The sequence below is a fragment of the Sulfurospirillum halorespirans DSM 13726 genome (assembly GCF_001723605.1).
In the GTDB taxonomy this organism is placed as follows: Bacteria; Campylobacterota; Campylobacteria; order Campylobacterales; family Sulfurospirillaceae; genus Sulfurospirillum; species Sulfurospirillum halorespirans.
Map to the genome: position 1 here is coordinate 1244011 of NZ_CP017111.1, position 25808 is coordinate 1269818.

30 protein-coding genes are annotated in these 25808 nt (G+C 41.8%); 18 read left to right on the forward strand and 12 right to left on the reverse strand.

Annotated elements, in window-relative coordinates; all coding sequences use genetic code 11:
* Positions 1-23 precede the first annotated feature (23 nt).
* The 5 genes from SHALO_RS06150 (at position 24) to dinD (ending at position 2757) form a co-directional block, all read left to right on the forward strand.
* A complete protein-coding gene (locus SHALO_RS06150; RefSeq protein ID WP_069477815.1) occupies positions 24-536 on the forward strand; it encodes a GNAT family N-acetyltransferase in 513 nt (170 codons plus the stop codon).
* A 103-nt stretch (positions 537-639) separates the two neighbouring features.
* A complete protein-coding gene (locus SHALO_RS06155) occupies positions 640-867 on the forward strand; it encodes a hypothetical protein (protein WP_069477816.1) in 228 nt (75 codons plus the stop codon).
* Entirely contained in the window at positions 849-1235 is a 387-nt protein-coding gene (locus SHALO_RS06160) for a type II toxin-antitoxin system VapC family toxin (RefSeq protein ID WP_069477817.1), read from the forward strand. Before SHALO_RS06155 ends, SHALO_RS06160 begins: the two co-directional genes overlap by 19 nt.
* Before the next feature lie 24 nt (positions 1236-1259).
* On the forward strand, positions 1260-1682 hold the full coding sequence (locus tag SHALO_RS06165; protein ID WP_069477818.1) for a hypothetical protein: 423 nt from the start codon (positions 1260-1262) through the stop codon (positions 1680-1682).
* A gap of 223 nt (positions 1683-1905) precedes the next feature.
* Positions 1906-2757: a DNA damage-inducible protein D gene (dinD, locus tag SHALO_RS06170; RefSeq protein ID WP_069477819.1), complete on the forward strand. Its 852-nt coding sequence runs from the start codon at positions 1906-1908 to the stop codon at positions 2755-2757.
* Between the two features lie 14 nt (positions 2758-2771).
* Here the strand turns inward: dinD and SHALO_RS06175 are convergent, their stop codons facing one another.
* The 4 genes from SHALO_RS06175 to SHALO_RS06190 all read right to left on the reverse strand — a co-directional run bounded on the left by SHALO_RS06175 (position 2772) and on the right by SHALO_RS06190 (position 7576).
* Complete coding sequence (locus tag SHALO_RS06175; protein WP_069477820.1) at positions 2772-3182, reverse strand: VOC family protein; 411 nt, start codon at positions 3180-3182, stop codon at positions 2772-2774.
* Positions 3183-3261: 79 nt separating this feature from the next.
* Positions 3262-4257, reverse strand: a complete 996-nt coding sequence (locus SHALO_RS06180) for a hypothetical protein (protein WP_069477821.1) — start codon at positions 4255-4257, stop codon at positions 3262-3264.
* Positions 4258-4286: 29 nt separating this feature from the next.
* Positions 4287-5519: a DUF711 family protein gene (locus SHALO_RS06185; RefSeq protein WP_069477822.1), complete on the reverse strand. Its 1233-nt coding sequence runs from the start codon at positions 5517-5519 to the stop codon at positions 4287-4289.
* A 77-nt stretch (positions 5520-5596) separates the two neighbouring features.
* A complete protein-coding gene (locus SHALO_RS06190) occupies positions 5597-7576 on the reverse strand; it encodes a site-specific recombinase (protein WP_069477823.1) in 1980 nt (659 codons plus the stop codon).
* Between the two features lie 144 nt (positions 7577-7720).
* On the opposite strand from SHALO_RS06190, the gene blaOXA reads away from it, so the two are divergent.
* A complete protein-coding gene (gene blaOXA, locus SHALO_RS06195) occupies positions 7721-8491 on the forward strand; it encodes a class D beta-lactamase (RefSeq protein ID WP_069477824.1) in 771 nt (256 codons plus the stop codon).
* A 35-nt stretch (positions 8492-8526) separates the two neighbouring features.
* Here the strand turns inward: blaOXA and SHALO_RS06200 are convergent, their stop codons facing one another.
* The gene (locus SHALO_RS06200) at positions 8527-10791 is read right to left on the reverse strand and encodes a bifunctional diguanylate cyclase/phosphodiesterase (protein WP_069477825.1); all 2265 of its coding nucleotides are present in this window, start codon (positions 10789-10791) and stop codon (positions 8527-8529) included.
* A 144-nt stretch (positions 10792-10935) separates the two neighbouring features.
* Here SHALO_RS06200 and SHALO_RS06205 point away from each other — a divergent pair, with 144 nt between their 5' ends.
* Entirely contained in the window at positions 10936-11577 is a 642-nt protein-coding gene (locus SHALO_RS06205; RefSeq protein WP_069477826.1) for a hypothetical protein, read from the forward strand.
* 33 nt (positions 11578-11610) lie between these two features.
* Here the strand turns inward: SHALO_RS06205 and SHALO_RS06210 are convergent, their stop codons facing one another.
* On the reverse strand, positions 11611-12684 hold the full coding sequence (locus SHALO_RS06210) for an OmpA family protein (protein ID WP_069477827.1): 1074 nt from the start codon (positions 12682-12684) through the stop codon (positions 11611-11613).
* Complete coding sequence (locus SHALO_RS06215; protein ID WP_069477828.1) at positions 12684-13838, reverse strand: MotA/TolQ/ExbB proton channel family protein; 1155 nt, start codon at positions 13836-13838, stop codon at positions 12684-12686. Before SHALO_RS06215 ends, SHALO_RS06210 begins: the two co-directional genes overlap by 1 nt.
* 209 nt (positions 13839-14047) lie before the next feature.
* Between SHALO_RS06215 and SHALO_RS06220 the strand changes: the two genes are divergently transcribed.
* The 9 genes from SHALO_RS06220 to SHALO_RS06260 all read left to right on the forward strand — a co-directional run bounded on the left by SHALO_RS06220 (position 14048) and on the right by SHALO_RS06260 (position 19098).
* Complete coding sequence (locus tag SHALO_RS06220; RefSeq protein WP_069477829.1) at positions 14048-14935, forward strand: CHAD domain-containing protein; 888 nt, start codon at positions 14048-14050, stop codon at positions 14933-14935.
* A gap of 2 nt (positions 14936-14937) precedes the next feature.
* Positions 14938-15441 (forward strand): M48 metallopeptidase family protein, encoded by a 504-nt coding sequence (locus SHALO_RS06225; protein ID WP_069477830.1) that lies wholly within the window; start codon positions 14938-14940, stop codon positions 15439-15441.
* Between the two features lie 68 nt (positions 15442-15509).
* The gene (locus SHALO_RS06230) at positions 15510-16139 is read left to right on the forward strand and encodes a GNAT family N-acetyltransferase (RefSeq protein ID WP_069477831.1); all 630 of its coding nucleotides are present in this window, start codon (positions 15510-15512) and stop codon (positions 16137-16139) included.
* 51 nt (positions 16140-16190) lie between these two features.
* The gene (locus SHALO_RS06235; RefSeq protein ID WP_069477832.1) at positions 16191-16466 is read left to right on the forward strand and encodes a type II toxin-antitoxin system RelB/DinJ family antitoxin; all 276 of its coding nucleotides are present in this window, start codon (positions 16191-16193) and stop codon (positions 16464-16466) included.
* Positions 16438-16722, forward strand: a complete 285-nt coding sequence (locus SHALO_RS06240; protein WP_238585304.1) for a type II toxin-antitoxin system YafQ family toxin — start codon at positions 16438-16440, stop codon at positions 16720-16722. Before SHALO_RS06235 ends, SHALO_RS06240 begins: the two co-directional genes overlap by 29 nt.
* A gap of 41 nt (positions 16723-16763) precedes the next feature.
* Positions 16764-17090: a hypothetical protein gene (locus SHALO_RS06245; RefSeq protein ID WP_069477833.1), complete on the forward strand. Its 327-nt coding sequence runs from the start codon at positions 16764-16766 to the stop codon at positions 17088-17090.
* Positions 17091-17124: 34 nt separating this feature from the next.
* Positions 17125-17931: a PhzF family phenazine biosynthesis protein gene (locus SHALO_RS06250; protein WP_069477834.1), complete on the forward strand. Its 807-nt coding sequence runs from the start codon at positions 17125-17127 to the stop codon at positions 17929-17931.
* Positions 17932-18061: 130 nt separating this feature from the next.
* Positions 18062-18502 carry a FecR family protein gene (locus SHALO_RS06255; protein ID WP_069477835.1) on the forward strand — a complete coding sequence of 147 codons (441 nt, stop codon included), beginning with the start codon at positions 18062-18064 and terminating at the stop codon, positions 18500-18502.
* On the forward strand, positions 18499-19098 hold the full coding sequence (locus tag SHALO_RS06260) for an OmpA family protein (RefSeq protein WP_069477836.1): 600 nt from the start codon (positions 18499-18501) through the stop codon (positions 19096-19098). The genes SHALO_RS06255 and SHALO_RS06260 overlap by 4 nt, the downstream gene beginning before the upstream one ends.
* Positions 19099-19136: 38 nt before the next feature.
* On the opposite strand, the gene SHALO_RS06265 is transcribed toward SHALO_RS06260, so the two are convergent.
* From SHALO_RS06265 to SHALO_RS06275, 3 genes are all read right to left on the reverse strand, one after another.
* On the reverse strand, positions 19137-19610 hold the full coding sequence (locus SHALO_RS06265) for a hypothetical protein (protein WP_069477837.1): 474 nt from the start codon (positions 19608-19610) through the stop codon (positions 19137-19139).
* A 124-nt stretch (positions 19611-19734) separates the two neighbouring features.
* Complete coding sequence (locus tag SHALO_RS06270; RefSeq protein ID WP_069477838.1) at positions 19735-20652, reverse strand: alpha/beta fold hydrolase; 918 nt, start codon at positions 20650-20652, stop codon at positions 19735-19737.
* A 98-nt stretch (positions 20653-20750) separates the two neighbouring features.
* Positions 20751-21626 (reverse strand): DMT family transporter, encoded by an 876-nt coding sequence (locus tag SHALO_RS06275; protein ID WP_069477839.1) that lies wholly within the window; start codon positions 21624-21626, stop codon positions 20751-20753.
* 154 nt (positions 21627-21780) lie between these two features.
* On the opposite strand from SHALO_RS06275, the gene SHALO_RS06280 reads away from it, so the two are divergent.
* Positions 21781-22731, forward strand: coding sequence for a DMT family transporter (locus SHALO_RS06280; protein ID WP_069477840.1), 951 nt, complete (start codon positions 21781-21783; stop codon positions 22729-22731).
* A 51-nt stretch (positions 22732-22782) separates the two neighbouring features.
* Positions 22783-23307 carry a hypothetical protein gene (locus SHALO_RS06285; protein WP_069477841.1) on the forward strand — a complete coding sequence of 175 codons (525 nt, stop codon included), beginning with the start codon at positions 22783-22785 and terminating at the stop codon, positions 23305-23307.
* On the opposite strand, the gene SHALO_RS06290 is transcribed toward SHALO_RS06285, so the two are convergent.
* Together SHALO_RS06290 and SHALO_RS06295 are read right to left on the reverse strand one after the other, a co-directional pair.
* On the reverse strand, positions 23308-24432 hold the full coding sequence (locus tag SHALO_RS06290) for a GGDEF domain-containing protein (RefSeq protein ID WP_069477842.1): 1125 nt from the start codon (positions 24430-24432) through the stop codon (positions 23308-23310).
* 147 nt (positions 24433-24579) lie between these two features.
* On the reverse strand, positions 24580-25725 hold the full coding sequence (locus SHALO_RS06295) for a GGDEF domain-containing protein (protein WP_069477843.1): 1146 nt from the start codon (positions 25723-25725) through the stop codon (positions 24580-24582).
* Positions 25726-25808: the final 83 nt, after the last annotated feature.

Below are 25808 nucleotides of genomic sequence, written 5' to 3' on the forward strand. Positions count from 1 at the left end.
CCTTTAAAAGAAGGGTAAAAACAATGATTCGTTTTGCCACAGAGGCTGATTTGGAAGCCATTTTAGCGATTTATAATGATGCGATTTTAACGACAACCGCCGTTTACACCTACAAAGCAAAAGACCTGCAAGAACGTAAAGAGTGGTTTTTAGCCAAGCACGAAAAGGGCTACCCGATTTGGGTATATGAAAAGGAGCATCGTGTGGCAGGTTTTGCAACTTACGGTTCGTTTCGCTACAGCCCTGCGTATAAGTACACCATTGAGCATTCAATCTATGTTCACAAAAATTTCCGAAAGCTGGGCATCGGTTCGATTCTGCTTCAAACTGTCATAAACGACGCCCAAGAAAAAGGATACGCCACCATCGTTGCAGGCATTGATGCTTCAAATGCCAACAGTATTCATCTGCACGAAAAACTAGGCTTTTCCTCCGCGGGCATTGTCAAAAAAGCAGGGTATAAATTTGGTCAATGGCTCGATTTGGCGTTTTATCAATTGATGCTTGATGGCCCTGCAAATCCTACGGAAGAGTGATTTTTGCTTTACATGTAAAGTGAAAATGAACTACTTACGTACGCTATTTGACTTATAACGTACGCCATTGTATAATGCTCTTACTTTAATGAAAGGAGCAAAAATGGTCGTAACACCCTCAAAACTTCGTGAAAATTTGTACAATCTTCTGGACAGTGTCATCGAAAAAGGTGAGCTTCTTGAGATTTCGCGCAAAGGTAAATTGTTGCGCATTGTACCCGAACAGCGTCCTTCTCGCCTCGATAAAATCGTTGCAAAAAACATCACCACCGCAAGCGATGATGAACTCATCAACACACCATGGGAGAGCGAATGGAAGCCCTTTATTTAGACACGCACATTGTCGTGTGGCTAAGGCAAAAGGAGCTTCAAAAATTCTCACCCAAAGCACTTGAAGCCATCGAGCAAGCAGGGCAACTTTTTGTCTCTCCGATGGTTGAACTTGAGCTTAAATTTTTACATGAAATTGGGCGAATCTCAGAAACTCCCTATAACATTTTAGGAGATTTAGGCGCTATGATAGGGCTTAAAATAGACGATCATAGTTTTAGCGAAGTCATCCAAAAAGCAATGCTAATAGACTGGACACGCGACCCATTTGATCGCATTATCGTCGCACATGCCATGAGTCAGGAACGTAAACTTTTAACGAAAGACGAGAAGATTTTGAGCTATTTTCAAGATGCGATTAGGGCATAAAATTATATTTTATAAGGAAATCAAATGGCAATGTGGTTATATCAAATTGATCAGAAAAATTGGAATCCAGCAAGATATCGTTTAGAAATTTGGGAATCTGAACGATGGGTTTGGCATGTGGGTAAAATAGTACACCATGGAGAAGAGATGAATCCAGGTGATACAGTGGTGTTTTTTTGTGCCCCAAGTACTGGAGCGGAGCCAGGTTTTTATGGTTGGGCAATTGTGTTAGAATGGAAAGAAGATAGTCAATATATTTATTTTCGCCCAACATCACCAAGTGATTATCTAAAAATGGTTCCATGGTGGGATACTAATGCGAAGAATATTGCTGATAAAATTAGAGGAAAATTTAAACAAGGTACGCTTTGGTTTATTCCTCAAGATTTAGCAAAAGAAATTAATGAAGGTATTCATCAATGGATAGGCGGAATAGGCACTTTTTAAAAGACTTGAACACAGGGATTGTAAGACAGGCTACTTTTTAGTCTCCTACTCCCACTGTCATAAAAGGATTGTGCGCGATTTTCCACAAATGCCCGTCGGGGTCTTTAAATGGCTAAAAGGGGGATAAGCTACTTTAATCTTCACGCAAATATTTCAAATTGATATATTTTAAAACCTTCCTATAAAAAATTGTTAAAATGTTCAAAAATGCTAAGGTGGCTATATGAAACAAGAACGCATAGTAGATTTGCAGTATCAATTTAACTTAGTTGCGCACAATACAGATGATGAAAATGTTGAGTTTTGGTATGCAAGAGATTTACAAGTTGTATTGGGATATCAAAGTTGGGATAAATTTCAAAATGTTATTGAAAAGGCAATGGTTACTTGTGAAAATAGTGGTATAGAAGTTTTTGACCATTTTCGCCATGTGGGAAAAATGGTCGAGATAGGCTCAAATGCACAACGAGAGATAAAAGACATCGTTTTAACACGGTATGCATGTTATCTTATAGCTCAAAATGGTGATAGTTCAAAAGAACAGATAGCGTTTGCTCAGACCTATTTTGCTTTGCAAACACGAAAACAAGAGTTGATAGAACAACGTATAGAACTTGAAGACAGGCTAAAAGCAAGAAACAAACTCAAAAACAGTGAAACAGAACTCTCCAAACACATCTATGAACGAGGTGTTGACGACAAGGGGTTTGGTCGCATTCGTTCACAAGGTGATAGTGCTTTATTTGGAGGGTATAATACCAAAGATATGAAAGACAAACTTGGCATTTCAAGTGGTAGAGTTTTGGCTGATTTTTTACCCACTGTAACCATTACAGCAAAAAACCTTGCTACTGAGATAACCAACCATAATGTCAAACAAAACAATCTTTATGGCGAAAATCCTATAACCCATGAGCATGTAACCAATAACAAAAATGTCAGAAAACTATTGGTAGAGAGTGGTATCAAACCTGAAGAACTTCCACCATCTCAAGACTTGCAAAAGCTTGAGAGAAAAGTAAAATCGGACGAGAAAAAACTTATAAAAAGCAGTGCTTTGCCTAAAAAAGTTTAAAAATGGACAGACTATTACTCTTCTAGTCCTATTGTAAAAAAAGGATTGTACGCTATCTCCCATAAATGCCCGTCAGGGTCTTTGAAGTAGCCGCTATAGCCTCCCCAAAACACTTTTTGAGGTTGTTTGGTAGAGGTCGCACCTGCTTTGATGGCTTCTTCAAAACAGCGATCAACTTCGGCTTCGCTGCCAAGATTGTGGGCGAGTGTAAAGCTGTGGAAATCGCTTTCGTTAAATGCTACGTTGGCATCTTCTGCCAGTGCTTTTTTCTCGTACAATGCTAACCATGTCCCATTTAAGGTAAAAAAAGCGATCTGCTCATCGTACGGTTCCATGCGTGGGAAACCAAGACCCGTTTGATAAAAAGCGATCGAAGCTTTTAGGTCGGTTACACCTAAACTAATCATGCTGATATAAGGTTTCATTGTCTTCCTTGTACGGTATTTTAAAGAGTACCATCACGTACGTACTCTTTACATGTAAAAAAAAGGTTTTATCTTTGCATTACTGATTTCTAATGTCAAAGATCTCGCTTTTAGATGCGCCAAAGAGTTTAAGATACTCCTCATCACTTAACACGTTTTGATACTCTTTCAACTCTTCATTGAAAAGTTGATTTAACGCGTCAAAATCAAGCTGTGCTGATGGTGATGTTAAAGCTGCTTTATCGCTGCTCGCTCTTTTGATCCTATACTGTTTGTCAATTTTAAAAAGAGTGGCTTTTTGCTCTTGCGAAATATCTCCCAGCTTCTCTTTGATATTAAGCTCAAAAAGTTTTTTGAGGTAATCCTCTTCTGTGGATGAGACCATACCGTTTTTGTTTGATTGTTGCGTATAGTTATGATAGAGCTCAATTCTTGGGTCAATGGATTTTAGAGGACTTTTGAGATTGATCGCATTATTTGCACTCCAAGGCATCTTCTCTTGCACGTTGGTTAAACATTGAGACCACGCGTATCTCTTTTTTCCTTCTTCACACCTCGATGGACTGAGGCTATACCAACACGCGCTGTTTGTATCGAGTCCATACGTGCCATAAACTTTTTCGATGAGCGCATAAAAAGGAACGTTGTGTACGGTTTTTCCTGTGTAGTAGAGCCCTCGATTGGTTGCATTCCAGCAGACACCAACGATGGCATAATAGTGTTCATACGGCCAAATACAAGGCGCTTCCGTCATAATGTAATTAAGCGTCGATAGATCGATACACGCTCCATCTTTATCGCATTTTGTAGTCGTATCGGCTAAGATGTCTCCGCCGCTATCGCCTCCTAAGGCTTTCCATGCGTAGCGTGTTCCATTAGCATCGAAGGCTTCAGGGTAAGTATGATGGGCAATTTTCTGCATCCATTTACCGCCTAAGGCGTAATAGCGCACATCCATCTGGTCTCCCATTTGATGCGGGTTCTCTGCGCTTTCTTTGTGACTCGGATTTTTGAGTGAACAAGCACTCAGCATAAAACCAACCAAAACAATACTCATCATACGATAGGCTCTCATCAAGACCTCCTTTTGAATTAACGGCTTATTTACGGAATGCGCAACACCATGCTATTGCAAAGATCATCGCTTTCAAACTGTGTCATGTCGCCTGCTTTGAGGTTTGGAACGGGAAAGAGTCGCACTGTTAAGGGTTTGTTCAATCTAAACGCCAGTGTTCCTGTGTCCGCGCAAATGGCGGCGATTTTTTCGGCAGATGTATCGCCTTCGATGGGAACGGTATCGAGCCCGATGCCGCAGACTGAGGAGTATTGAAGTAGGGCTCTTAGGTCAAACTCATTGCGTGTTGTGGCATCGGCTAAGCCTTCATCTTCCACCACTGCTAACATGAGCCCTGAAAAACCTATGAGCTCACACCCTTTTTGCGCTTTAAAGACCTTGGTTAACAAAGCAGAAGCCTCAAGTGTTCCTGCCGCACCAAAGAAGGGTACTCCAAGCAGTTTATACACATCGACCATGGAAGCGCAGTTTTTAGAAGGCGCGGCAGAGGTGTCGATGCCTGCAAAGAGCGTTTTAAACGGGTGTTCATACGCGTTGGTAATGTCAAGAATCGTGGAGATGTGATATTGCAACACCTCTTTCATAATGGCGTAAGATTTTTGCATTTTGAGATTATGGTTTTTGTCTGCTCGTAAACTTTGGAGTGCTGCTACGAGCAGATCGGGTGTTTCAAGTCCTAAAGCAAAGCAATTTGCATCACTACTTTTGTGGTACGATGCGGGAAAATAGGGAATTAAGGGTTTGCAATTGTAGTTGATCGTGAAGTTAAAATTGCCTTCGCCACGCGGTGTGATTTTGCCGATCTCAACAACTGCTTGGGCACAACAGAGGGTTAAGTCATGATCTACAATGCCTTGCTCATCAACACCGACATTGACACAGACATTGCAAATGTCACCAAATGCTTTGACCATCTCAGGCAAAAGGGCGATCTCTTCTTGATTCCTCGCCTCACCAATGGCAAAACGAATGCGAATGTTGGGCATCGAAGGACTTTTCAAGACATCAGAGAGGATTTGCATTCCTTTGAAGACCGAGTGAAAGGAGGTTGTATTTAAGTATTCGCCAAAAGGGTTGGTGACGATGCGAATGGACTGAACGCAATAGCCTTGTGCGTTAAATGCGCCTGCCAAATCGCCACCAAACGTCGCTGCTTCACGAATCGTTTTCTCCCATGTGCTTTTATCTTTACTGAGCGTTACAAAGGAAGTAATCGTTCTTATTTTGCACAAATCTCTGTTTTTGAGGCTCTCTTTGAGCATTCTTTTTCCTTGAGCACTTTTGTACAAAATCATAGCCAATTCAGTTTTACATGTAAAGCTACACTGACCTTAACGCATCACGCTTCTTCCACTTTTTTCGGTGGAAAGAAAAGTGCTCGTGGATTACGCTTGGCTTCTTGAAAAAGGAGTTTTACAAAAGAGAAAAAATTACCAAACTCAGCATCTCTGGATTTGAGCGAGACTTTGAGGGCGAGGATGAAGCTGACGCTGAGATTGACCAAGCCTATCATCAAAACAAACACCAAACCTATGAGAAAATCAAGCAAAGAGAGTTCGCCTTGTGCTACGATGTAGCCGAGGTTAGCGGAGGAAAAGGCAACGTGTCTGATGTCGAGTGGAAGCTCAAGCATGTGCCCAACAAACGGGGTCACGCCTAAGAGAATTCCGAAGTAAAAATTGCCCATGATCGCGCCGTGGTTGTTGTGTAAGTAGGTTGCGATTTTTGCTCTAACGGCACCAGAAGTTATTTTCTTTAAAAAAGGAAGGTGCATATACCTGCTTTTTAAGTCCAAATAGTTTGCACGGTTATCGTAATACCCTGCAATCAAACCCGATGTAAAGAGCCAAATGCCTGCAATAGCGGCGTAGAAAAGCCCTGGGAAGGGATTGAAATTTTCTGTATAGTAATGAAGCTCTTGGGGGGAAAGAATCGGGATATGGTTCTGCGCGTAGATAAATCCGATCAAGCATGAAACACCTAACGCAAGCGTAACATTGCCCAGAACTGCTGCAAATTGCGACCTGCTTACTTGCATGAACAATGTGGCGAGTTTATGTTGATCGGCGTGTTTTGTATCGGCAAGGTCCACCGCTTTTGCAAAGGTTGAGGCGGTCATGGCGGGCTGTTTGGTTGCTACGGTAAAGCCTAAAAGATGGATCAGCACAAAGCCAAATCCGTAATTTAAACTGGCCAAAATAGTCTCAACGATGGGAGAAAAACCACTGTGCATGATCGTTATTTTCATGAGCGCCATCAACGCGATCACAATGCCCGCACCACTGGCACTTAAAAACATGCCGATGTACTCTTTAGTGTTATCCGCGATGTAGTGCTCGCCGTGTTCACTGGCATTGTTCGCGATGCTTTTGGCTAAGATTTTGATGTTTTGATTGAGCACTTCGCGCAAAGAATTGCGTGAGCAGTTTTTCTCAACCACTTCTTTAAAGAGCGGTAATAAGGTTTCATAAAAGGTATCTGTCTCAAATTCTTGGATGAGTTGTACACATTTTTGCGTTCTTTGGATGATCTGCTCTAAGCGCTCAAGGTTGTAGGTGAGCGAGACTAAAATGCCTTTATCGAGCGACTGTTTGCGTAGAAAATTGACTTGGTCGAAACATTGAGCAATTAAAACATCGATATGCTGAAAATCAAGCTTTGTCATCTCCGCCTCAGGATCTTCATTTTGAACCGTGAGTGAGAGACTGCTGATCTCTCGTTGCAATGCAATAAATGCAGAGTCTTTGGTCAACAGCGACCTATCCAGTCGAATATAGTGCTCATCAAACTCTTCAGCAGCAATCCAAATCGCCAAAATCTCCGTCGCGTAGACAATCTCATGATAAAGGTACGTTTTTGTCTTTACATGTAAGGTTTCATTGTATAAAAGGATGCTCCAAAACTTTGCCCAGAGTGCATCATCGATGGCATTGACCCACAAAGAATCTTTTTTGTGCGGAAAGAGTATGGCAAATAAAGAGGAAAAATCGCCTTTTTTAGGCGCTTGCGGTAAAAATTTATTGTAAAGACGACTGCTCATCTCCTCTCTAAATCCTTGCTTGGAGAGGATGCCCAAGGAGGTGATATTGCTAGAGATTTTGGAGTGGATGAGCCATTCGTTATATTCATACGAAAGCGTTTCTCTGAACTCTGGAAAGGCTTCAAGGTGGTGGATCATCGCTTCGATATTGGAGGTACTCTCTTCGTTGTTTTTGAAGGATTTTGGGCGAATTTTGTTGATAATCTGTGTGAGTTTTTCAATCGCAGTTTCACTGCTTTCACTCAGCGTTTGTAAAAATTCTTCTAACGTCTGTTTCATGCTACGCTCCTTCGCTTCGTGTTTCGCACGCGAATCACTTGAAGCTTTTTTCATTCTAGCACACAAGGGTAAACCAAACTTCTTGGGTTTACATGTAACGCTAAAACGCTATAATTCTGGCGTAGTCAAATACAAAGGAAGAGCATGATTCAAAAACTACTTTTGATGCTGAGTCTCGTAGGATATTTATACGCAGAAGATGCGAGTATCGCCAAACTCTTTGAAAATGCCCACGTTAAGGGTACGATCGTTATTGAATCACTTGATGGCAAAGAGCAGTATATTTATAACGATGCACGTGCGCGAACACCTTTGCTTCCTGCGTCTACCTTTAAGATTCCCAATACCCTCATCGCCTTGCAAGAAGGTGTCATCACTGCCGATTCAATCATCGTTTGGGATGGCGTACAGCGAAGTATCACAGCATGGAATCAAGACCAAAATCTAAGCTCCGCGTTTAAAACCTCGTGTGTTTGGTGCTATCAACAGTTTGCGCGCACCATTGGGTTTAAAAAATACACGGAGTATCTGCACACAATAGCGTACGGCAATGAAAAAACAGGCGTTGATGTTGAACGTTTTTGGCTCGATGGAGCGCTTCGCATCAGTGCATACGAGCAGATCGCTTTTTTGAAAAAGCTCTACAAAAACGATTTACCCTTTGATCAAAAACATCTGTATCTGCTTAAATCGATCATGATCGATGAACAAGGGGAAAACTACACCTTAAGAGCTAAAACAGGCTGGGCAGTGCCCAAAGGGGCGGAACATCATGGCTGGTACGTGGGGTATGTAAAGAGTTCTCGTGGCGTTTACTTCTTTGCAACCAACCTGCTCACACCATCTTCGGATGAACTGCCTTTGCGCAAACTGCTGACCCTTGAGGCGCTGAAAGCGAAAGGAATTTTAGAGTAAATAACACCTTTACATGTAAAGCGCATGGGAGTTTTTTAGGACGCGATGGTGTGCGTTTCAAAAAACGCTTTGAGTGTGTCATAAGCTAATGGCTTGGCGTAAAAATAGCCCTGAAAACGGTCGCATCCTAAGTTTTTGAGTATCACCTCTTGCTCTTTGGTTTCCACCCCTTCTGCCAAAATATACAAGTCCAAATTTTTACCAATCGTGATGATGTTTTGAACCATTTTTTCAGCAGTGATGTCATTTAAAATCGTATCGACAAAGCTTTTATCGATCTTTAACTCATCAATGGGAAGCTTACGAAGGATGCTTAAAGAGGAGTATCCTGTGCCAAAATCGTCCATCGAAATGTGCAATCCCATGTCATGGATTTTGTTCAAGAGTGGCAAGATGTAGTCAATATCTTCGATAAACAGACTCTCGGTAATCTCCAAACAGAGCGAAACATGCGCTAGCTTAGCACGGTCGATCTCGTAGATCAGTTTTTCAAAGAAATGCGCTTCCATAAACTGTTTGATCGAAATATTCAAAGAGGTTTGAAAGGTGACCCCAAGGGTTATTTGCAACGTTTTCATCTCTTGAAGCGTCGTATGGATGATAAAATGTCCCAGCTCAGGCATCAAACCCGATGCTTCGGCAATGGGGATGAATTTATCCGGAGGCACTAACCCCAACTCCTCGTTTTGCCAACGCACGAGCGCTTCAACGCCGTAAATAGCGCCATTGTTGTCTATTTGCGGTTGATAGACCATATAGATTTCATGTTTGGCGAGCGCTTTACGCAACATCTGCTCCACATTGACACGGTTTAGGTAGCCTTCTTGCATCAACGGCACAAACAGTCGCACACTGTTCTTATACTTTTTCGCCTCGTACATTGCAATATCCGAAGCGCGTAAAAGTGTATCTAACGTATCGCCGTGTTCGGGGTATTTAGCGATGCCCATACTCGCCCCGATGACAAAATTGAACTGTTGGATGTGATAAGGCTGTGAAATTTCGTGCATGATCATTTGGGCATGCGAAAGAAGTTCTTCATCACGGGTCAGATAACTCAAAATGACGAACTCATCACCACCTTGACGAATCACGATGCTCTCTTTGGGGACAACACGCAAAAGGCGTTTTGAAAATTCGATGAGCACTAAATCTCCAAAATGATGACCAAAACTGTCATTGATGTTTTTAAAATGGTCCATATCGAGGTAAAAAAGGCTAAAAGGAGGTGCATCTTCACGCATCCACTCCTGCATGCAGTGTTGGAAGTAGTTTCGATTGGGAAGTTGGGTGAGTGAATCATGCGTCGCTTGGAAAATCAGATCTGAGCGTCGTTTATTTTCAGCATTGGCGATCAGTTTAAAGAGTAAAAAGAGAATGGCATGCACCACGATCAAAATCAGCACATACGTGAGAAAGCTTTGAACAAAATCGTGCACGATCGTTGGATGATTGACCTGTGAGAGTATCCAGAGTTCGTAGCGAGGGTTGTATTTGAGGGCAATTTGGACAAGTGTTCCATCCGCTGAGGAGACTTCATCGTTGTAAATTTCACCTTTTTGCTTGATCTCATCAACCGAAATAGCGTATTTTTGTGTAATGCTTTTCAATGCGTTTTGTAAAAAATTATCTGGAAGAGGTGTCTCATAAAGCGTTTTGGAAATTTCGTGGTTGGAGGATTGGAACTGCACAAATTGGTCATGATCGCGAATGAGTGTAACGCTGTTGTAATCCCCAAGCGAGAGATTTTCCGTGTAAAGTTTAAATGCACCTTCGATGCTAAGCCCTGCTGTCATGACACCGAGGACTTTGCCCGCATCATCAAAAACCGTTTTACGAATCGGAATACCCCAACGTCCACTTCCCGCGATGAAGTAAGTTCTGCCTAGCACCATTTTCGTTTGGCTTAACGTGTAATCAAAGGACTCTCGTGTAATAGGTTCAGCCCTTAGACTAGGGCGTTTTGATTTGTCAAAGTTTGAACTGGTGTGAAGGTAATTTCCCTCCGTATCGGCAAAACCAAAGGCGACAATGGAAGGATTGAGCAGTAGCAATTCATCTAAAATGCGTGGATTACGCTCTTTAACAATTTGATTGCCTAAAATGTTGAGCATCATCTCTTGGGTCAAAAGAAGCGAATGGGTCGCGTTGGAGACGAGTTTGACAAGGTTTGTCTGATCGGTCATGTACTTTTCGTGAACACTGTTCCATTTTGTGTATGAGACAATCCCTAAAAACACAAGGGCGCTGAGTAAGAGGAAGTAAAAAATAGTCCAGATATTTTTTTGAATAATCGCCACAAGAATCTCCTAATGTCACAATGGTTAATCATAACATAATTTTTTTACCATGCCAAAACGATAACAAAAAACGCTCAAAAAGAAGGGGTTTTAGCGTAAATGAGGTATGATTCGCAACGTATATGTGCTTATAAAGGAAAACAAATGAAATTAAAACCAAGTCTCTTTTCACTACTGGCATTAGGTGTGTTGATGGCACCGCTTAGTTTGAGTGCCGAGGTCGATTTTGAGTGGCGCTTGAGCCTCAACAACCGCTACCATGCTGATCCGTACGGATACCGTTATGGACTAGCTGATCGCTTTCGTATGCCAGAATCTCGCGTTATCGTCATCCTTGATAGCGTGCGCGAACCGGCTGATGCGTATATGATCTTTCGCTTAGCGGAACTTTCAGGAAGACCGTATGATTATGTTTTAAGCGTCTACCGCCAAAACCGATACTCAAGTTGGGCAGAAATCGCCTCTTTGGTCGGTATCATCATCTCTTCCAATGATTTTAATACCCTAAGACATCATCATGATTTACGCGATGACTATCGCTACGATAGCAGACGCCAAAATCGTTATGAAGATAAACGTGTGGTGATAAAACGCGAAGAGATTTATATTCCTCAGGTCTACCACGATCAGCAACAAAAGCACCGTGAACCTAACTATAAACCAAACGAGCCACAGCGCCATGACCCACGCGATGATCGCAAAGATGATCATCGAGATGACCATAAAAATAATAACAACCATCCCGATAATAATGATGACAACAGACGCGATGACAGAAGGCATTAATTAACACCTTCTGTTCTTTACATGTAAAGTAGATTATTCTTTACGATTTAAAAAGGTTTCGATCTCTTCAATCGCTTTTTTATTAGAGAGGTTAAACTTAATCTCAATGCGCCTTGATGCCTCTTTATCTTCCAGACCATTTTTAAAGATACGATCACTGTACGAGCGACCGTTTGCACTCAGGTATTTTTGAAGCAACGCGGTGCGTTTTTCATCGAGTGAATAGATAAATGCCATCACCGAATAGGCTCTCTTTTGTGAAAGATCGAGGTTGTGCATGTAACTACCATCCGAATCCGTATGTCCTTCGATGACGATGTGGTCGATGTTTTCTCGTATGGTGTCATCGTTTAATAGGACATCAAGGTAAGGTTGAAGTGTCTCTTTGAGCTGTTTTTGCGCTTCGGGTTTGAGCTCGAATGATCCTACATCAAATAGCACGGAAGAGGGCAGACGAATAGCACCGCTGTTGGGGTCGATGTTGATTTTTTTTCCCAGTTTACTTTTGAGCTCTTGCACCACTTTGATGCGAATACCAGTCAGGTTTTTAATGCGCGATTTGGTGAGGTTCAGATCTTCGACCAACTGCTGATGTGAAGCGGTATTTTCAAGCAATTTGGCACTTAAAAGCGCTAACTCTCCCTCTTTGAGTTTGAGTGTGTTGGTGGTTGTTCCAAGCTCCATTTGGCTGGCGACAAGCTCACCTTTGACTTCATCGCGTGCCAGTTCCGTGTCAAGGAGGAGTTTTTTAAGATTTTCGATCTCTCTATCTGAGAGTTGCAACCTCGCCGTTGCTTCATCCAGACTCGACTCTTTTTGAGAGAGCAGCTCTTTGGCGATCTGCAATGAAGCACTCGTGACATTCATATCCGAGCGAAGCCTTAGGAAATCACGTTGTTTTTGGGAGAGCTCCAATTGCGCGATGTGCAAAACTTTCTTTTGCGCTTCAAGATCATTTTTAATGCCTTTAAGATCGGTTTGCACATACACATACTTGACCACAATCGCCCCAATAAGCAAGATAAACACAAACAATAATCCTGCCATCAAGTCAGCATACGAGACCCAGAAGTTTTGATCTGAACTTCGTGAACGGTTGTATCGCATTATTTTAACGCATCCATTTTCTGGATGATCTCTTCGGTTTCAGCATCGATGATCTTCAAGCTCTCTTTGAGCGACTCAACTTCATCATTTGCGGCGGTGTCACTTTGTTGGGTCTCTTTGAGTGTGCGCAGAAGCTCTTCGTTGGTTTTGAGCATCGCTTCATTGCTGTGCATCAGCTTTACATGTAAAGAGGTGGTGCTCTCATTAAAGAGGCTCAGTTTAGTCAGGATGTCTTCGTGAATTACGGCTAAATCGCGTTGTCTATCTTGCGAGCGTGAAAGCGCTTCCATCCCTTCTTTGATGTGCTCAGCGCCTCGTTTAACTGCCATGGCTTCAAGGGTTAGCATCTCATCGAACAGTCCAAATTTGGTCTCAATGCTTTTACCCAATCGTTCAAAAAAGTCATTAGAGCTTAGGCGTTCAAACATCTTACCGATACGCTCAAAGTTTTGAAGATTTTCTTGTAAGTAAGCTTGTTCGATCTCCTCTTTGGTCCAAAAGAGTGCTGCTGTTGAGTTTTGAATGAGTGCTACGTCTCTATCAAAACGACTGAGTCCTCGTTTTTCAAAAAAGATCCACCACAGTGAGAGCAAAATACCGTAAATGGAGACGTAAAACGCTGTTCCCACACCGCTTAAAAGAAGGCTTATTTCATTTTCCAACGCACCCGCACTTTGCGATGAAAAATCAGGAAGCGTTAACGCGATCGAGATAAACGTTCCCAAAATACCCATCGTTGGGAAAATACTTGCCGCAACAGAGGCATAATTGTCATTGCGAATGCCTTTGGCATAGGTGTCGATGAAATTTTCAAACGAAGCGTTGGACTTCATTTGTCCGCCAATAGGCATCAAGTTTTTTGAGATATATTCGTGAAGTTCTGTTTGAAACTCTTTGGAGTAACGTCTAAACGTGCACACACCAAATTCGCCATTGTGTTTGGCAAAAATAAGGGAAACGATGTAAATAAACCCGATGAGCACGACGCTGTGAATCCCCACTTTAAAATGTAAAATGCCTAAAAAGCCAAGTAAAAAGTAGAGATATGCCACGGTTGGAAGCAAAATAAGCTTCAAATAAACCAAAGCGCAGTTACGTTTTGGAGCCTCTAATGCGGCTAAATTTTGGAATGTTTCGTTCATATTTTCTTGCATAAAAAGCCTTTGTAGAGTATCTATAGTATCTTTGTACATTATAACGCTTCTTTTTATACCGATAGTTAACAAGAAGGCAAAGTGCTGAACATTAACGTGCAATTAATATTAAAAGACTACAATTTTTCATGTCATTTACATCATGGTGAGAGATACAACTCTTCGTATCGCCTCTAATGCCTTTTCCAAAGTCTCATAAGGGTTCATCCATGTCTTCCAAAAAAGATTTTTTAGAACGTCATAGCATCAAGCAGTTGCTCAAAACCACGCTGCACCACAATCTTGAAAACATCACAACGCATTTAAAAGCGTTTTTGCACACCAAAGATCCTGAAAGCCTGCACCAGTACCGTGTTTACATTCGCACAGCGCGCTCCATCTGCTTGGAATTTAACGATTTTATGGATGAAAAACGCCATGAATTACTCGACAAAACCCTCAAAATCCTCCAACAAGAGACCAACGAGATGCGCGATCTGGATGTCTTTTTAGATGCCCTTGAAGCGTACAAACAAAGCGTTGATGAAATGTATTGGGATGATTTTGAGCAACTGAGAGCAAAGCTTTTGGCAGAGAAAGAGGTGGCGTACCAACACTTTGAAGAAAAGTTCACCCCAAAACTTCAAGCGAAAATTTTTGATGAACTTGATGCACTTCAGAGCGATGAGAAGCTCTGCCTTGCTAAATCTGAAGAAAAACTCTTCCGACACATCAAAGAGATCATCGAAAATCGCCTCAAAAAGATCGCTAAAATTTCCAAAAAACTCGACATAGACTCTTCCAATGAACGGTTTCATAAACTCAGACTTCACTATAAAAAACTTCGCTACACCTGCGATGCGTTATCGCTGAAACAGTTTGCTAAAAGTTTTAAACCGATTCAAACCGCTTTTGGCAAAGTGCAAGATAAAAACACCCAAATTGAGCGCATCAAACGCTATAATAGCGCCAACAGTACAGCGCTGCAACAGATTATCGACCTTTTAGAAGAAGAGATCGCACACGATAAGCAGGACTGCATCGAAAAATCAAGCAAGGAAGCCCTCCAAACCATGCACGAAAAATTTGAAAAAATCTTTACATGTAAAGCGTGCTAAGCGTGCCAGAACTAGCTTACATCGCGCATTACCCTGAACATTTGATAGATCAAATTCGCCGTCTTGTTAATGAAGAAAAACTGGGAAAATACTTGCTCTCCAAATACCCAACCACGCACAACTTAACCAGTGATAAAGCTCTTTATACGTATACGATGGAGCTTAAAAGCACGCATTTGCGTAAAAGTGAGCCAATCACCAAAGTGCTGTATGATGGCAAAATAAACGACATCAATGACGCGCTAGGCTTACACCGCATCACGATCAAAAACCACGGCGGACGCCTACGCAGTAAAAGTGAAATCAGAGTCGCAACACTTTTTAAAAGCTCACCCGAGCCCTTTTTAAGGATGATCTGCGTGCATGAACTCGCCCATCTCAAAGAGAGAGAACACAACAAAGCCTTTTACGCCCTGTGCGAAAATATGGAGCCAAACTACCACCAATTAGAGTTTGATGTCAGGCTCTACCTCACGCATTTGGATCTGTTTGGGAAGTTGTATTAGTTTTACATGTAAAAAAGTCCCACATCTTAGTCTATAATAATCAAAATTTTATCTGAGGAAAATTACCTATGTCCGAAACGACCATCCGCCTTGAATCCATGCAACCCAAACACTCCCAATCGTTGATCGAACTGCTCATTTACACGTTTCGAAATCACTTTAAACAGTGCCAAAATTTAAGCAATGAACAGTTAACCCATCTGTTTGAAAAACGTTTAGAATCTTCTTCCAACGAATCATCAACGCACCGAATCATCGCATTGGAGGACGACAAAGTCGTCGGAACATTGTGTCTGAAATGGAAGCCTGAATTGGAACAGGCGAAAGCTAAAAACGTACTTTTTTCAAAAGAGATGGTGCAGGTACTGGGCAAATGGGATTTTTTCAAATTAGCACTCTCATTGCATTTGCTAAAACACGAGCCTGCGCTTTATGAGTGCTACATCGCCGATATTTCGGTGCATCCTGAGCATCAAGAACAAGGTATTGAGCCGCTTCTCATCCAATGGGCATGTGATTTTGCAAAAAAAGATACAAAATTTGACCTTATAACGTTATATCTAATGGACAAAAACAAAGACACCGCACGCTTTTTCGAGAAGTTTTTCTTTAGAACCTGCCTCCAAAAAAAGAGCTTTGCGCGGTCTGTTTTATTTGACGATTATCAATGGAACTATATGACGTTGCCTTTGAAGTAAATTGTAGCAATATTGTGCTACAATTTGAGAAATAAAAAGAAGGAGCAAAAAATGGCACTCGAAGCAACGATTAGAGCCAGATGCGACGCTGAATTGAAACAGTCCGCAGAAGCTATTTTTAAACAATTAGGCATCTCTACGTCTCAAGCGATTAATATGTTCTTAGCCAAAGTTAAAAGCGAAAATGGCATTCCTTTTGAGCTCAAAATCCCCAATGAGAAAACCGCAAAAGCGATGAACGAAGCGCGTTTGGGCATCAATATGGAAACCGTAACACTTGAAGAGCTAAAAACAGAATTTGAAAGTCAAAAAAGTGCTCAGCATTAAGAGGCACAAGCAGTTTACCAAAGATTTTTCGCACGCAAAAATGAGCGAAAAACATTTTGGAAAATTTATTGTTTATATCGCAAAACTCTTGCAAAGTGAACCTTTACCTCCCGAAGCCTTAGATCATGCACTCGAAGGAAATTGGTCTGGGTTTAGAGAGTTTCATATCAGTGGTGATTTGTTGGTTATCTACATGTTTGATGAGCAAACACTCAATCTTATACGTCTTGGTTCGCATTCGGAGTTGTTTAGTTAAAGCTATATTTTACATGTAAAAAAATACCTAAAAGGAACAAAATGGATTTACGCAAAGAAATAGAAAAATTGCTCTATTGGTATATTCCAGCACTATTAATAGCAACTTTTGTAGGTTATTTTGTGACTATACTGGTTAAAAACATGAATGGATTGCCATTGTGGTTAACATCATTATCCGTTGGAATGAGCATGTGTATTAGCCATATACATAATATTGTTGTTGCCATTTGGTTATACTTTTTAGCAAAAAAAATGGATCAAAAGTATATATTATGGGCTTTATTTGGGCTGATTTCTCATGTATTTGCAGTCATCGTTTTTTTGGTTTTACATTTATTAGACAAGCAAAAGACAACTAACATTTAATAATAGTGTGTTGATATAAACTTAGGACACAAATATGACCCCAACCCAACTCCCCATTTACATCATCGACGCTTTCACCGACACACTGTTCAAAGGCAATCAAGCCGCAGTTGTGCCACTGAAGCATTGGCTTCCTGAATCCATGATGCAAAGCATTGCTTCTGAAAACAACCTCTCTGAGACGGCATTTTTTGTTAAAAATTCTGAGGGTATTTTTGAGATTCGTTGGTTTTCACCTTTGAAGGAGATCGACTTTTGTGGGCATGCGACGTTGGCGAGCGCGTATGTGATTTTTAACCATTTTGATCATCCATTTTGCATCACGTTTTGGGCGAAGGCGGTGGGAAAAATTGAGGTCAATGCGCTTGAAAATGGGTTGATTGAGATGAGTTTTCCTAACCGCGAACCTGAGTGTGTGGTGGAGGTTCCAGAAGCTTTACGAACGGGACTTTCCATTGCGCCGCTTGAATTTTACAAGAACCAACAAGCTTATTTCGCTGTGTATAAAGACGAGGACGATGTTAAAAATGTCGTGCCCGATCTTGAAAAACTGACAACATTGGCACCTTTTGATGTGGTAGTGAGCGCTCCAAGTGTAGCGTTCGACTTTGTTTCGCGCTATTTTTGGCCTGCCAATGGTGGCGTGGAAGACCCTGTTACGGGCTCAATTCATGCAGGGCTTGCGCCGTTTTGGTCGAAACGTTTGGGCAAACAAACGCTTGTTGCTCTGCAAGCATCGAAGCGTTCAGGTGTGCTGTACTGCTGTGTTGAAAAAGAGCGTGTTTTTGTTTCGGGTGCGTGTGTGGAGTATTTGCAAGGGACGATTGGGCTTCGTGCGTAAATCGTTACAATTTTTATAAAAGAGCATAAATTTCTCACGATAACGTCATTATTTAGATCAAAATAATCTAAATGATAATAAAATCGATTCACGAGATAAGCAGTATCGCGCCAAAAGTAAGGGGATAAATATGAAAAAGTATTTTGCATTGGGGATATGGTTCATCGTAACACCTCTTTTACTCTTGGCGTCACCCTCTGTGGCGCTTGTCAAGTCGGTTCAAGGTGATGTCAGTGTAACCCATGCTGATCACACCACCGTGAGTTTGAAACAAGGCGATAGAATCTTTGAAAAAGACTCCATTAAAACGGCTTCAAACAGCACCATTGGTCTTGTTTTTGAAGACAATACCTTAATTTCGATCGGTTCCAATGCTGAATTTTTGGTTGATGAGTATCTTTTTGATCCTGCAAATAAAAATGTTAAATTTAAAAGCAATTTGTTCAAAGGGATTCTGGCGTGCAAAACGGGGCTCATTCCTAAGATCAATCCTGACGCGATGGAGATCAAAGCAAAAACGGCGACCATTGGCATTAGAGGAACCTATTTTGTAGCGGAGGCAAAAGAATGAGACGCTTAGCGCTTTTAGGACTCTGTTTGGGAGCCATTTTATTTTCAGGGTGTGCTTCAAAAGATGTTCAAATAACCCTGCTACCTGAGGAAGAAGGCAAAGTAGGCGTCATCTCTGTTGCGGATCGCAAAGGTGATACTCATACGATAAACAAAGCCTATGAAGCCTTAGATGTTTCTCAAAAAGGTGAAATTACATCCAAGCTTGAAACCGAAGAGAGCGTGAAACTAAAGTATGCGGAAGTACTGGGTGCCTTACCGCAAAAACCTCAAAGTTTCCTCTTCTTTTTTAGTTTTGACAGTGCTGTTTTAGAGACAAAACAGCTTGAAGAGTTGAAGGTGGTGGCTCGATTGATTCGTGAAAATAGCATCGTCGAAATCATCAGCATCGGTCATAGCGATAGCGCAGGCGATAAAGAGTATAACAAAACGCTTTCACTCCAAAGAGCTAAAAATGTCGCCGATAAACTGGTGGTCTATGGAGTTCCTAGGTCACTGCTTCAATTGCAATATTATGGCGATGCCAATCCTTTAGAACCGACCACCAACACTAAACCAAATGCGAAAAACAGAAGAGTGGAGATTATTTTAAAGTAGCGACATCTCCACGTCGTTTAACGCTTTACATGTAAACGTTAAAGTTTAATGGTGGGTAACTCTTCGCGTTCGATGGTGGCGCTTAGTTTTTGATAAACACCTAAAGCGACGATCAAAATGGCAGAAACAAACAGCAAAAATGCAGGATAGATCAAAAGTGTCATGCTCTCGGTTCCTGCTTTAAAGATGTAGACCAATCCTTCGATGCTCACAGCAATGGTAATGATGACGATGATTTTGGTAAGGGTTCGTCTAGCTTCCCTTGGATCGCGGAGTTCTTTGTTCATAAAGACCTCTTCTTCGATCATGTACTGCGCCACATCGATGATCGCCGCAGAAATAACGATGGCACCAACGGATTGAAGCATGCGTGGGATAAATTCACCCTTGAGTGGAATACTCGCGATGACTTCATACACCGCCCAGCCCATAATGAGCAAAGACATAATAATCAGCAGCAAAGCGGCAAAAAGATGGATAGAATTGAGTAAAAAGACAAATAATTTTTGCATGAAAATTCCTTAGATGCGAGGTTTCTAGGTTGTTTTCATTATAGGCTTATGATACTTAAACGAAGCGTTCAGAGGGTTTACATGTAAAGCAGAGGCACGTCAAATGCCTCTGAAATAGTCTCACTTAGCCTTTAGTTTTTTTTTCTTCCAAAAACTGCAATAACGCTTCTAAAACAACCTGTGGTTTCTCTTCTGGTACAAAATGCCCGCATTCTTTTACCCCAAAACCTTGTACATCAGAGGCGTATTTTTGCCAGCCTTCCAGCACATTCCAGATGTTTCCCACAACACCATTGGCTCCCCAAAGAACGAGGAGGGGCGTTTGGATGGTGAACGGTCGGTCGCGTGTGTCATGTTCCAAGTCAATGCTTGCGGATGCTCTGTAATCTTCGCTGATCCCATGCACGGTTGCAGGATCGGAGTAGTGGCGAATGTACTCCTGCAACACCTCTTCAGGGAAGTTTTTTTGCGCTTCAGGAGTTGCTTTTTTAAGTAAATTGTTGCGGATAAAATACTCAGGATCAGCTCCTAAAAAGCGCTCAGGAAAGTCGTAGGCTTGGATGTAGAAAAACCAGTGCCAGTACTTCGTCGCAAACTCGCAGTTGGTTTGCTCGTACATGTCTAAGGTTGGAAGAATGTCCATCATTGTACAGGTAAGTACTTTTTCAGGATGATCCAGCATCAAACGATGACACACGCGCGCCCCTCGATCATGCCCTACGATGTGGAATTTTGAAAAACCTAGCGTTTGCATCACGCTCACTTGGTCTTGTGCCATTACCCGTTTGGAGTAGTTGGAGTGGTCACTCAAACCTTTGGGTTTGGAGCTATCGCCATATCCTCGAAGATCGGTGGCGATGACGGTGTACTTTTGCGCAAGGGTAGGGGCGATGTCGCGCCAAATGAGGTAACTCTCAGGATGCCCATGAAGCAGTAAAATCGCTTCCTCTCCACTGCCTCCAATGAGGGTGTTGATCTGAATATTTTCCCCAACATCGATCATTTTTCGCTCAAATCCTTGAAAATAATCCGCAATTGCCATGATGCCACTCCATTATGTAATATGTGATATGTTATCACGTTTGAGAAAAATAGCGTTCGAAATCTTTACATGTAAAGTTAAAAAAGTCTAAATGTGTTTCATTTTAGCAACAAAAAGGTGGCGATGGTCGAGATGGCGATGCCGACGCACACTTCGATCGAGAGCGTGGTTCCTTCAAAAAGGTAGAGCAATACCGCGATGCTCGCGGGGCTTAGATAAACATACGCCATAACTTTTTTTGGACCGATCACAATGGAGGCTTTTTGGTAGAGATACACCGTAAAAAAAGTCGCAACGATGGCAAGATAGAGCAGATAATTCAACGCTTCGATGTTAAGGCGTTCCCACTCCAAGGGGATGTCAAAAAGCATTAAAGCCGTTCCCATCCAGATCGCCCCACCGATGAGCGTCATAAAGACCAGCACGCTCATATCATCCCCCACACGGTGAAGAAATTTGGTACAGATGGAGTAAAGCGCCATACTTAGCACCGCGGCTAAAAAGATCAGTTCACCTTGTCCGAGTGAAAAGTGCAGAAGAAGGTTGATGTCACCTTTAAAAACAACGATCAATGTGCCAATAATGCCGCAAACGTAGATCAACAGCTGCTTTTTGCTGATGCGTTCTTTAAAAAAGAAAATACACAAAATAGCCGTAACAAGCGGCACAAGCGTGTACAGTGTGCCTGTACTGAGAGCGGTGGTATACTCCAACGCTTTAAAAAATGCGATGAAATAGAGCGCGTAAAAAAGGCTGATGATCAGCGTGCGACCAAAGGAGGGAATAATGAGAGAGCGTTTTTTAGCACTTAAAAATACAAAAGGCGCTAGCGCACATGAGGCGATAAGAAAGCGCAGAAGATTAAGCGAAATGGGATGAATGACGCCTGCGAGTTTTTTAGAGATGATGAAAGAACCTGCGACCAAAAATGTGGCGAGAAGCACCATAAGATGCGCTTTAAATGCGTTTGACATGAAAACCTTTTTGAAATTATTGGCGTTATTGTAGCAGATGAGAGATTAGGTGTGCTAAAAAAATATCTTTACATGTAAGGGTTATTTTTCAACCATAATGTACACGTGGGAATGGGTATAATACGCATCATTTATGGTGTAAAGAAGAGGTATTATGGTTGCTCTCATTGCTCTTGGTCTGCTCTCCGCTCTTTTTTTTAGCTCCACGTTTGTGCTCAACCGTTTGATGAGCTTAGAAGGAGGGCATTGGATCTGGTCGGCGTCACTGCGGTATGTTTTTATGATACTTTTTTTACTCATTGTGATTCGTCTTTTTCAAGGCAAAAAACCGCTTCAAGCACTGTTCAAACTTTTTGCAGAACATTGGCTCTTTTGGACGGTGGCTGGGAGCATTGGGTTTGGTTGTTTTTACGCCCTTTTGTGTTTTAGTGCTGATTACGCACCTGCATGGGTGATTGCGGCAACGTGGCAGTTGACCATTATCGCATCGCTCTTTGTTTTGATGCTCTTTGGAAGAACGTTTCCCAAACGTATTTGGATCTTTTCAACAATCATCGTCATCGGTGTGGGGCTGATCAATACTTCGCACATCACAACGTTTCATTTTGCGGAGTTTGCAAAAGGCGCTTTTCCAGTACTCATCGCCGCATTTTGTTACCCCTTTGGCAATCAACTCGTCTGGGAGTCCAAACACGGGCATAAACTTTTCCCCAAGATCGACTCGCCTTTACTGGAAAATGCGTTTAACAAAGTCTTTTTGCTCTCTTTAGGCTCACTCCCATTTTGGATCGTTTTAGTGGCATTTATCAATCCACCGATGCCCTCAATGGGGCAAGTGCTTAATACTTCGCTGGTCGCGCTGCTTTCAGGACTGGTGGCAACCACGCTCTTTTTATTGGCACGACATCAGGCACACAAGTCCAGCGAACTTGCCGCTGTGGATGCGACGCAAGCGAGTGAAGTAATCTTTGCGCTTTTAGGCGAGATGCTCTTTTTAGGCACGGAACTGCCCAATGCACAAGCGTGGGCTGGGATGAGTTTGGTGTTTGTGGGGCTTGGATTTTTTATCTACTTTCAAGAAAAAAAGAGTCTTGTTGATGATTGATTCATTAAAATGAGTTACAATACGGAAAATCGTTAGAAGGATCTTTCCAAAATGAAAACGCTTAAAAAAGCATGGTGGATTATGGTAGTGTTCATAGGCGTATTAGCCTACGCTGAAAGCCCAAAAATGGCGCTTCCGTTTAACATCACGCCTGAGATGTACGCTTCATTTATGGCGCAAAATTTAGCCAACAATCTTCCACAGACCTTCAAGCATAAAGATCTCTCTTTGATCGTCACCAAAGTTTATGCGATGCAAAACAAAGTCTTTTTCCAATCCACTACAACCCAGTACAAACAGGTCTTAGACGAGCTGAACAAATACCACACACTCCCCGATGATCTAAAAAAACAGTGCAAAGACTTTTCTAAAATTGCGATGGTGGACAAGGGCGTTGAGTACTATTTAAGTGTCGAAGAGGGCAGTAAAAAATTTGTGGTCAAATACGACAAAGAGGCGTGCTCTGAGAGTTTTGATCCTGCTCAAAAAATCTTCATTGGTGGGTATAACCGTTACGGAATGGATATGAACGGTGCGAGCAAAAAAGAGAATCTTGCGAAAAAATCCTCCAATTAACTAACGCACGCAGTTACGCCCCGCATCTTTAGCGGCATAGAGCTTTTTATCCGCGTGGATGTAGAGCTCATCGAGGCTTTTAATGTGCTCCGAGAGCATCGCAAGGCCGATACTCACGGTAAAATTGAGCGTTGAGTCTCCATTATAGGCAACATTGAGTTGGCTTAGCTCTTCTTTGAGTTTTTCCATCTTGGCTCTGGCTTGTTCTTCGTTTACATGTAAAAGTAAAAATGCAAACTCTTCTCCACCCAGCCTTCCCACCAAATCTGTTTCTCGCAAGCTATTCAAACAGTGTTTTGCCAGTACTTGCAAGACAGAATCACCCACAGGATGACCAAACGTATCATTGATGTTTTTAAAATGGTCAATATCAAGGATGGCAAAACCGATAGGAGTGTTATAGCGTTTGGCGCGTTTAAGCTCTTTTTCGGCTGATTCTAAGAAAAAACCTCGGTTGTAAAGAGAGGTCAGCGGATCGGTTTGGGCGAGTCTTTGAAGCTCTTTTTCCAGTATTTTGCGTCTTTCTATCTCTTCATTGAGTAATTTTTGCTCTAACAAAAGCGCTTGATGAGAGCGTGAACCATGGTATTCCACCCAACTGCTAATAACGGCTACAACAAGATAGGAGATACCAAAACGTACTTGAAATGGGATATTGTAAACGGTATGAATTTCAGGAACAAAAAGAAAAAGCCCGATAATCATGCCTAAGAGTAAACAGCTCCATAAAAAGCCAAGACGATGTCCAAATAAAAAGATGATGCCAACAGGATAAATATAAGCCCAAAGAATACGAGAGTTTTCTGCATCAGCATGAAACACCATGTAAAGAATCAAAAAAGTGTAGAGAAGATTGGCGCCATGATAGAGCAGATAAGTCTTTTGGATGGTAGGAATGAGGAACAATGAGCCAAGCATATGCCCTGAAAAAAGTATGATTAAAAAGGCTAACGCATAATTATTGACGTAGACATTATAGGCGCCAGAACCAATGGCAACAGGTAACATCAAAAGAGCAATCCACACATAATGGTTGAGTTTAAAAATTTCCTCTTCATTATGAGAACGTGCTTTAGCAACAATGAAATCAACAAGATGTTGAATGTTTTTAGCTAATGTAATCATGGTAGCTCTTTTTTTTAATTCTACATCGCAAGTGTGATAAAAGCGTTGCATTGAAAAAAGAACACAAGAAGAAATTAGGAAATAAAGCGTTATGTTTCAAAGATTCTTAGCTGTCAAGAAAATCTTGCGAAAAAAACCTCCAATTCATTAGCGCACGCAGTTACGCCCTGCATTTTTTGCAAGATAAAGCTTTTCATCGGCTTGAATGTAGAGTTCATCGAGTCGTTTAATGCGTTTGTTCAACATCGCTAAGCCAATGCTGACGGTAAAGTTGAGCGTAAGCCCTCCATCGTAGGGAACACTCAGTTGACTCAGCTCATCTTTGAGTTTTTCCATCTTCGCTCTGGCGTGCTCTTCGTTTACATGTAAGAGGATCAATGCAAACTCTTCACCACCCAAACGTGCGATCAAGTCCGTCTCGCGCAAACTGTGTTTACAATGCTGCGCTAATGCTTGAAGCACGCTATCGCCCACAGGATGACCCAGTGTGTCATTGATGCGTTTAAAATTATCAATATCGAGTACTGCAAAACAAAGCGAAGCGTCATAACGCATAGCACGCTGGAGCTCTTTTTCTGCCAATTCCAAGAAATAGCCACGGTTGTACAGCAAAGTGAGTGTGTCGGTTTGGGCTAGGTGTTGAAGCTCTTTTTCAAGCACGCGACGTCGCTCGATCTCCTCTTTGAGCAGTGCTTGCTCTAAAAAAAGAGCGTAATGCGTCTGCTGAGACTCTTTTTGATACCGCGCACGGTGGTACTCAACCCAACTGCTGATAAATGCAACGATCATATACGTAATGGCAAAACGAATTTGAAACGGAATGCTGTAGACGATATGGATCTGAGGAACAAATAAAAAAAGTCCGATGATCATGCCCAAAAAGAGACAACTGTACAAAAAGCCCAGACGATTGCCAAATAAAAAGATAACACTAATGGGATAAATATAAGTCCAAAGGATGCGGGAATTTTCACTATCAAGATGCGAAACAACGTAAAGCATGAGAATCGCATACAGAAAATTGGCTCCGTGGTACAGTAGGTACGTTTTTTTAATTTTAGAGATAAGAAAAAGCGAGCCGATCGTGTAAGAGGCAAAAAGCATGATCAAAAAAGCCAATATATAATTGGCACTATACGCATTGTAAACACAGGCAAAAAGAGAAACAGGAATCATCAAAAACGCAATCCATACATAATGGTTAAGCCGTGAGAGCTCCTCTTCGTCAAAAGAGGGAGATTTCTCAACAATAAGATCCACAAAATGCTGCATGTTTTTAGCCAGTGAAAGCATGTTGCCTCTTTTTTTCTTATCATTGTACATTATTATCGTGACAAAGGCGTTGTATTTTACATGTAAACATAAAAAGTTACACT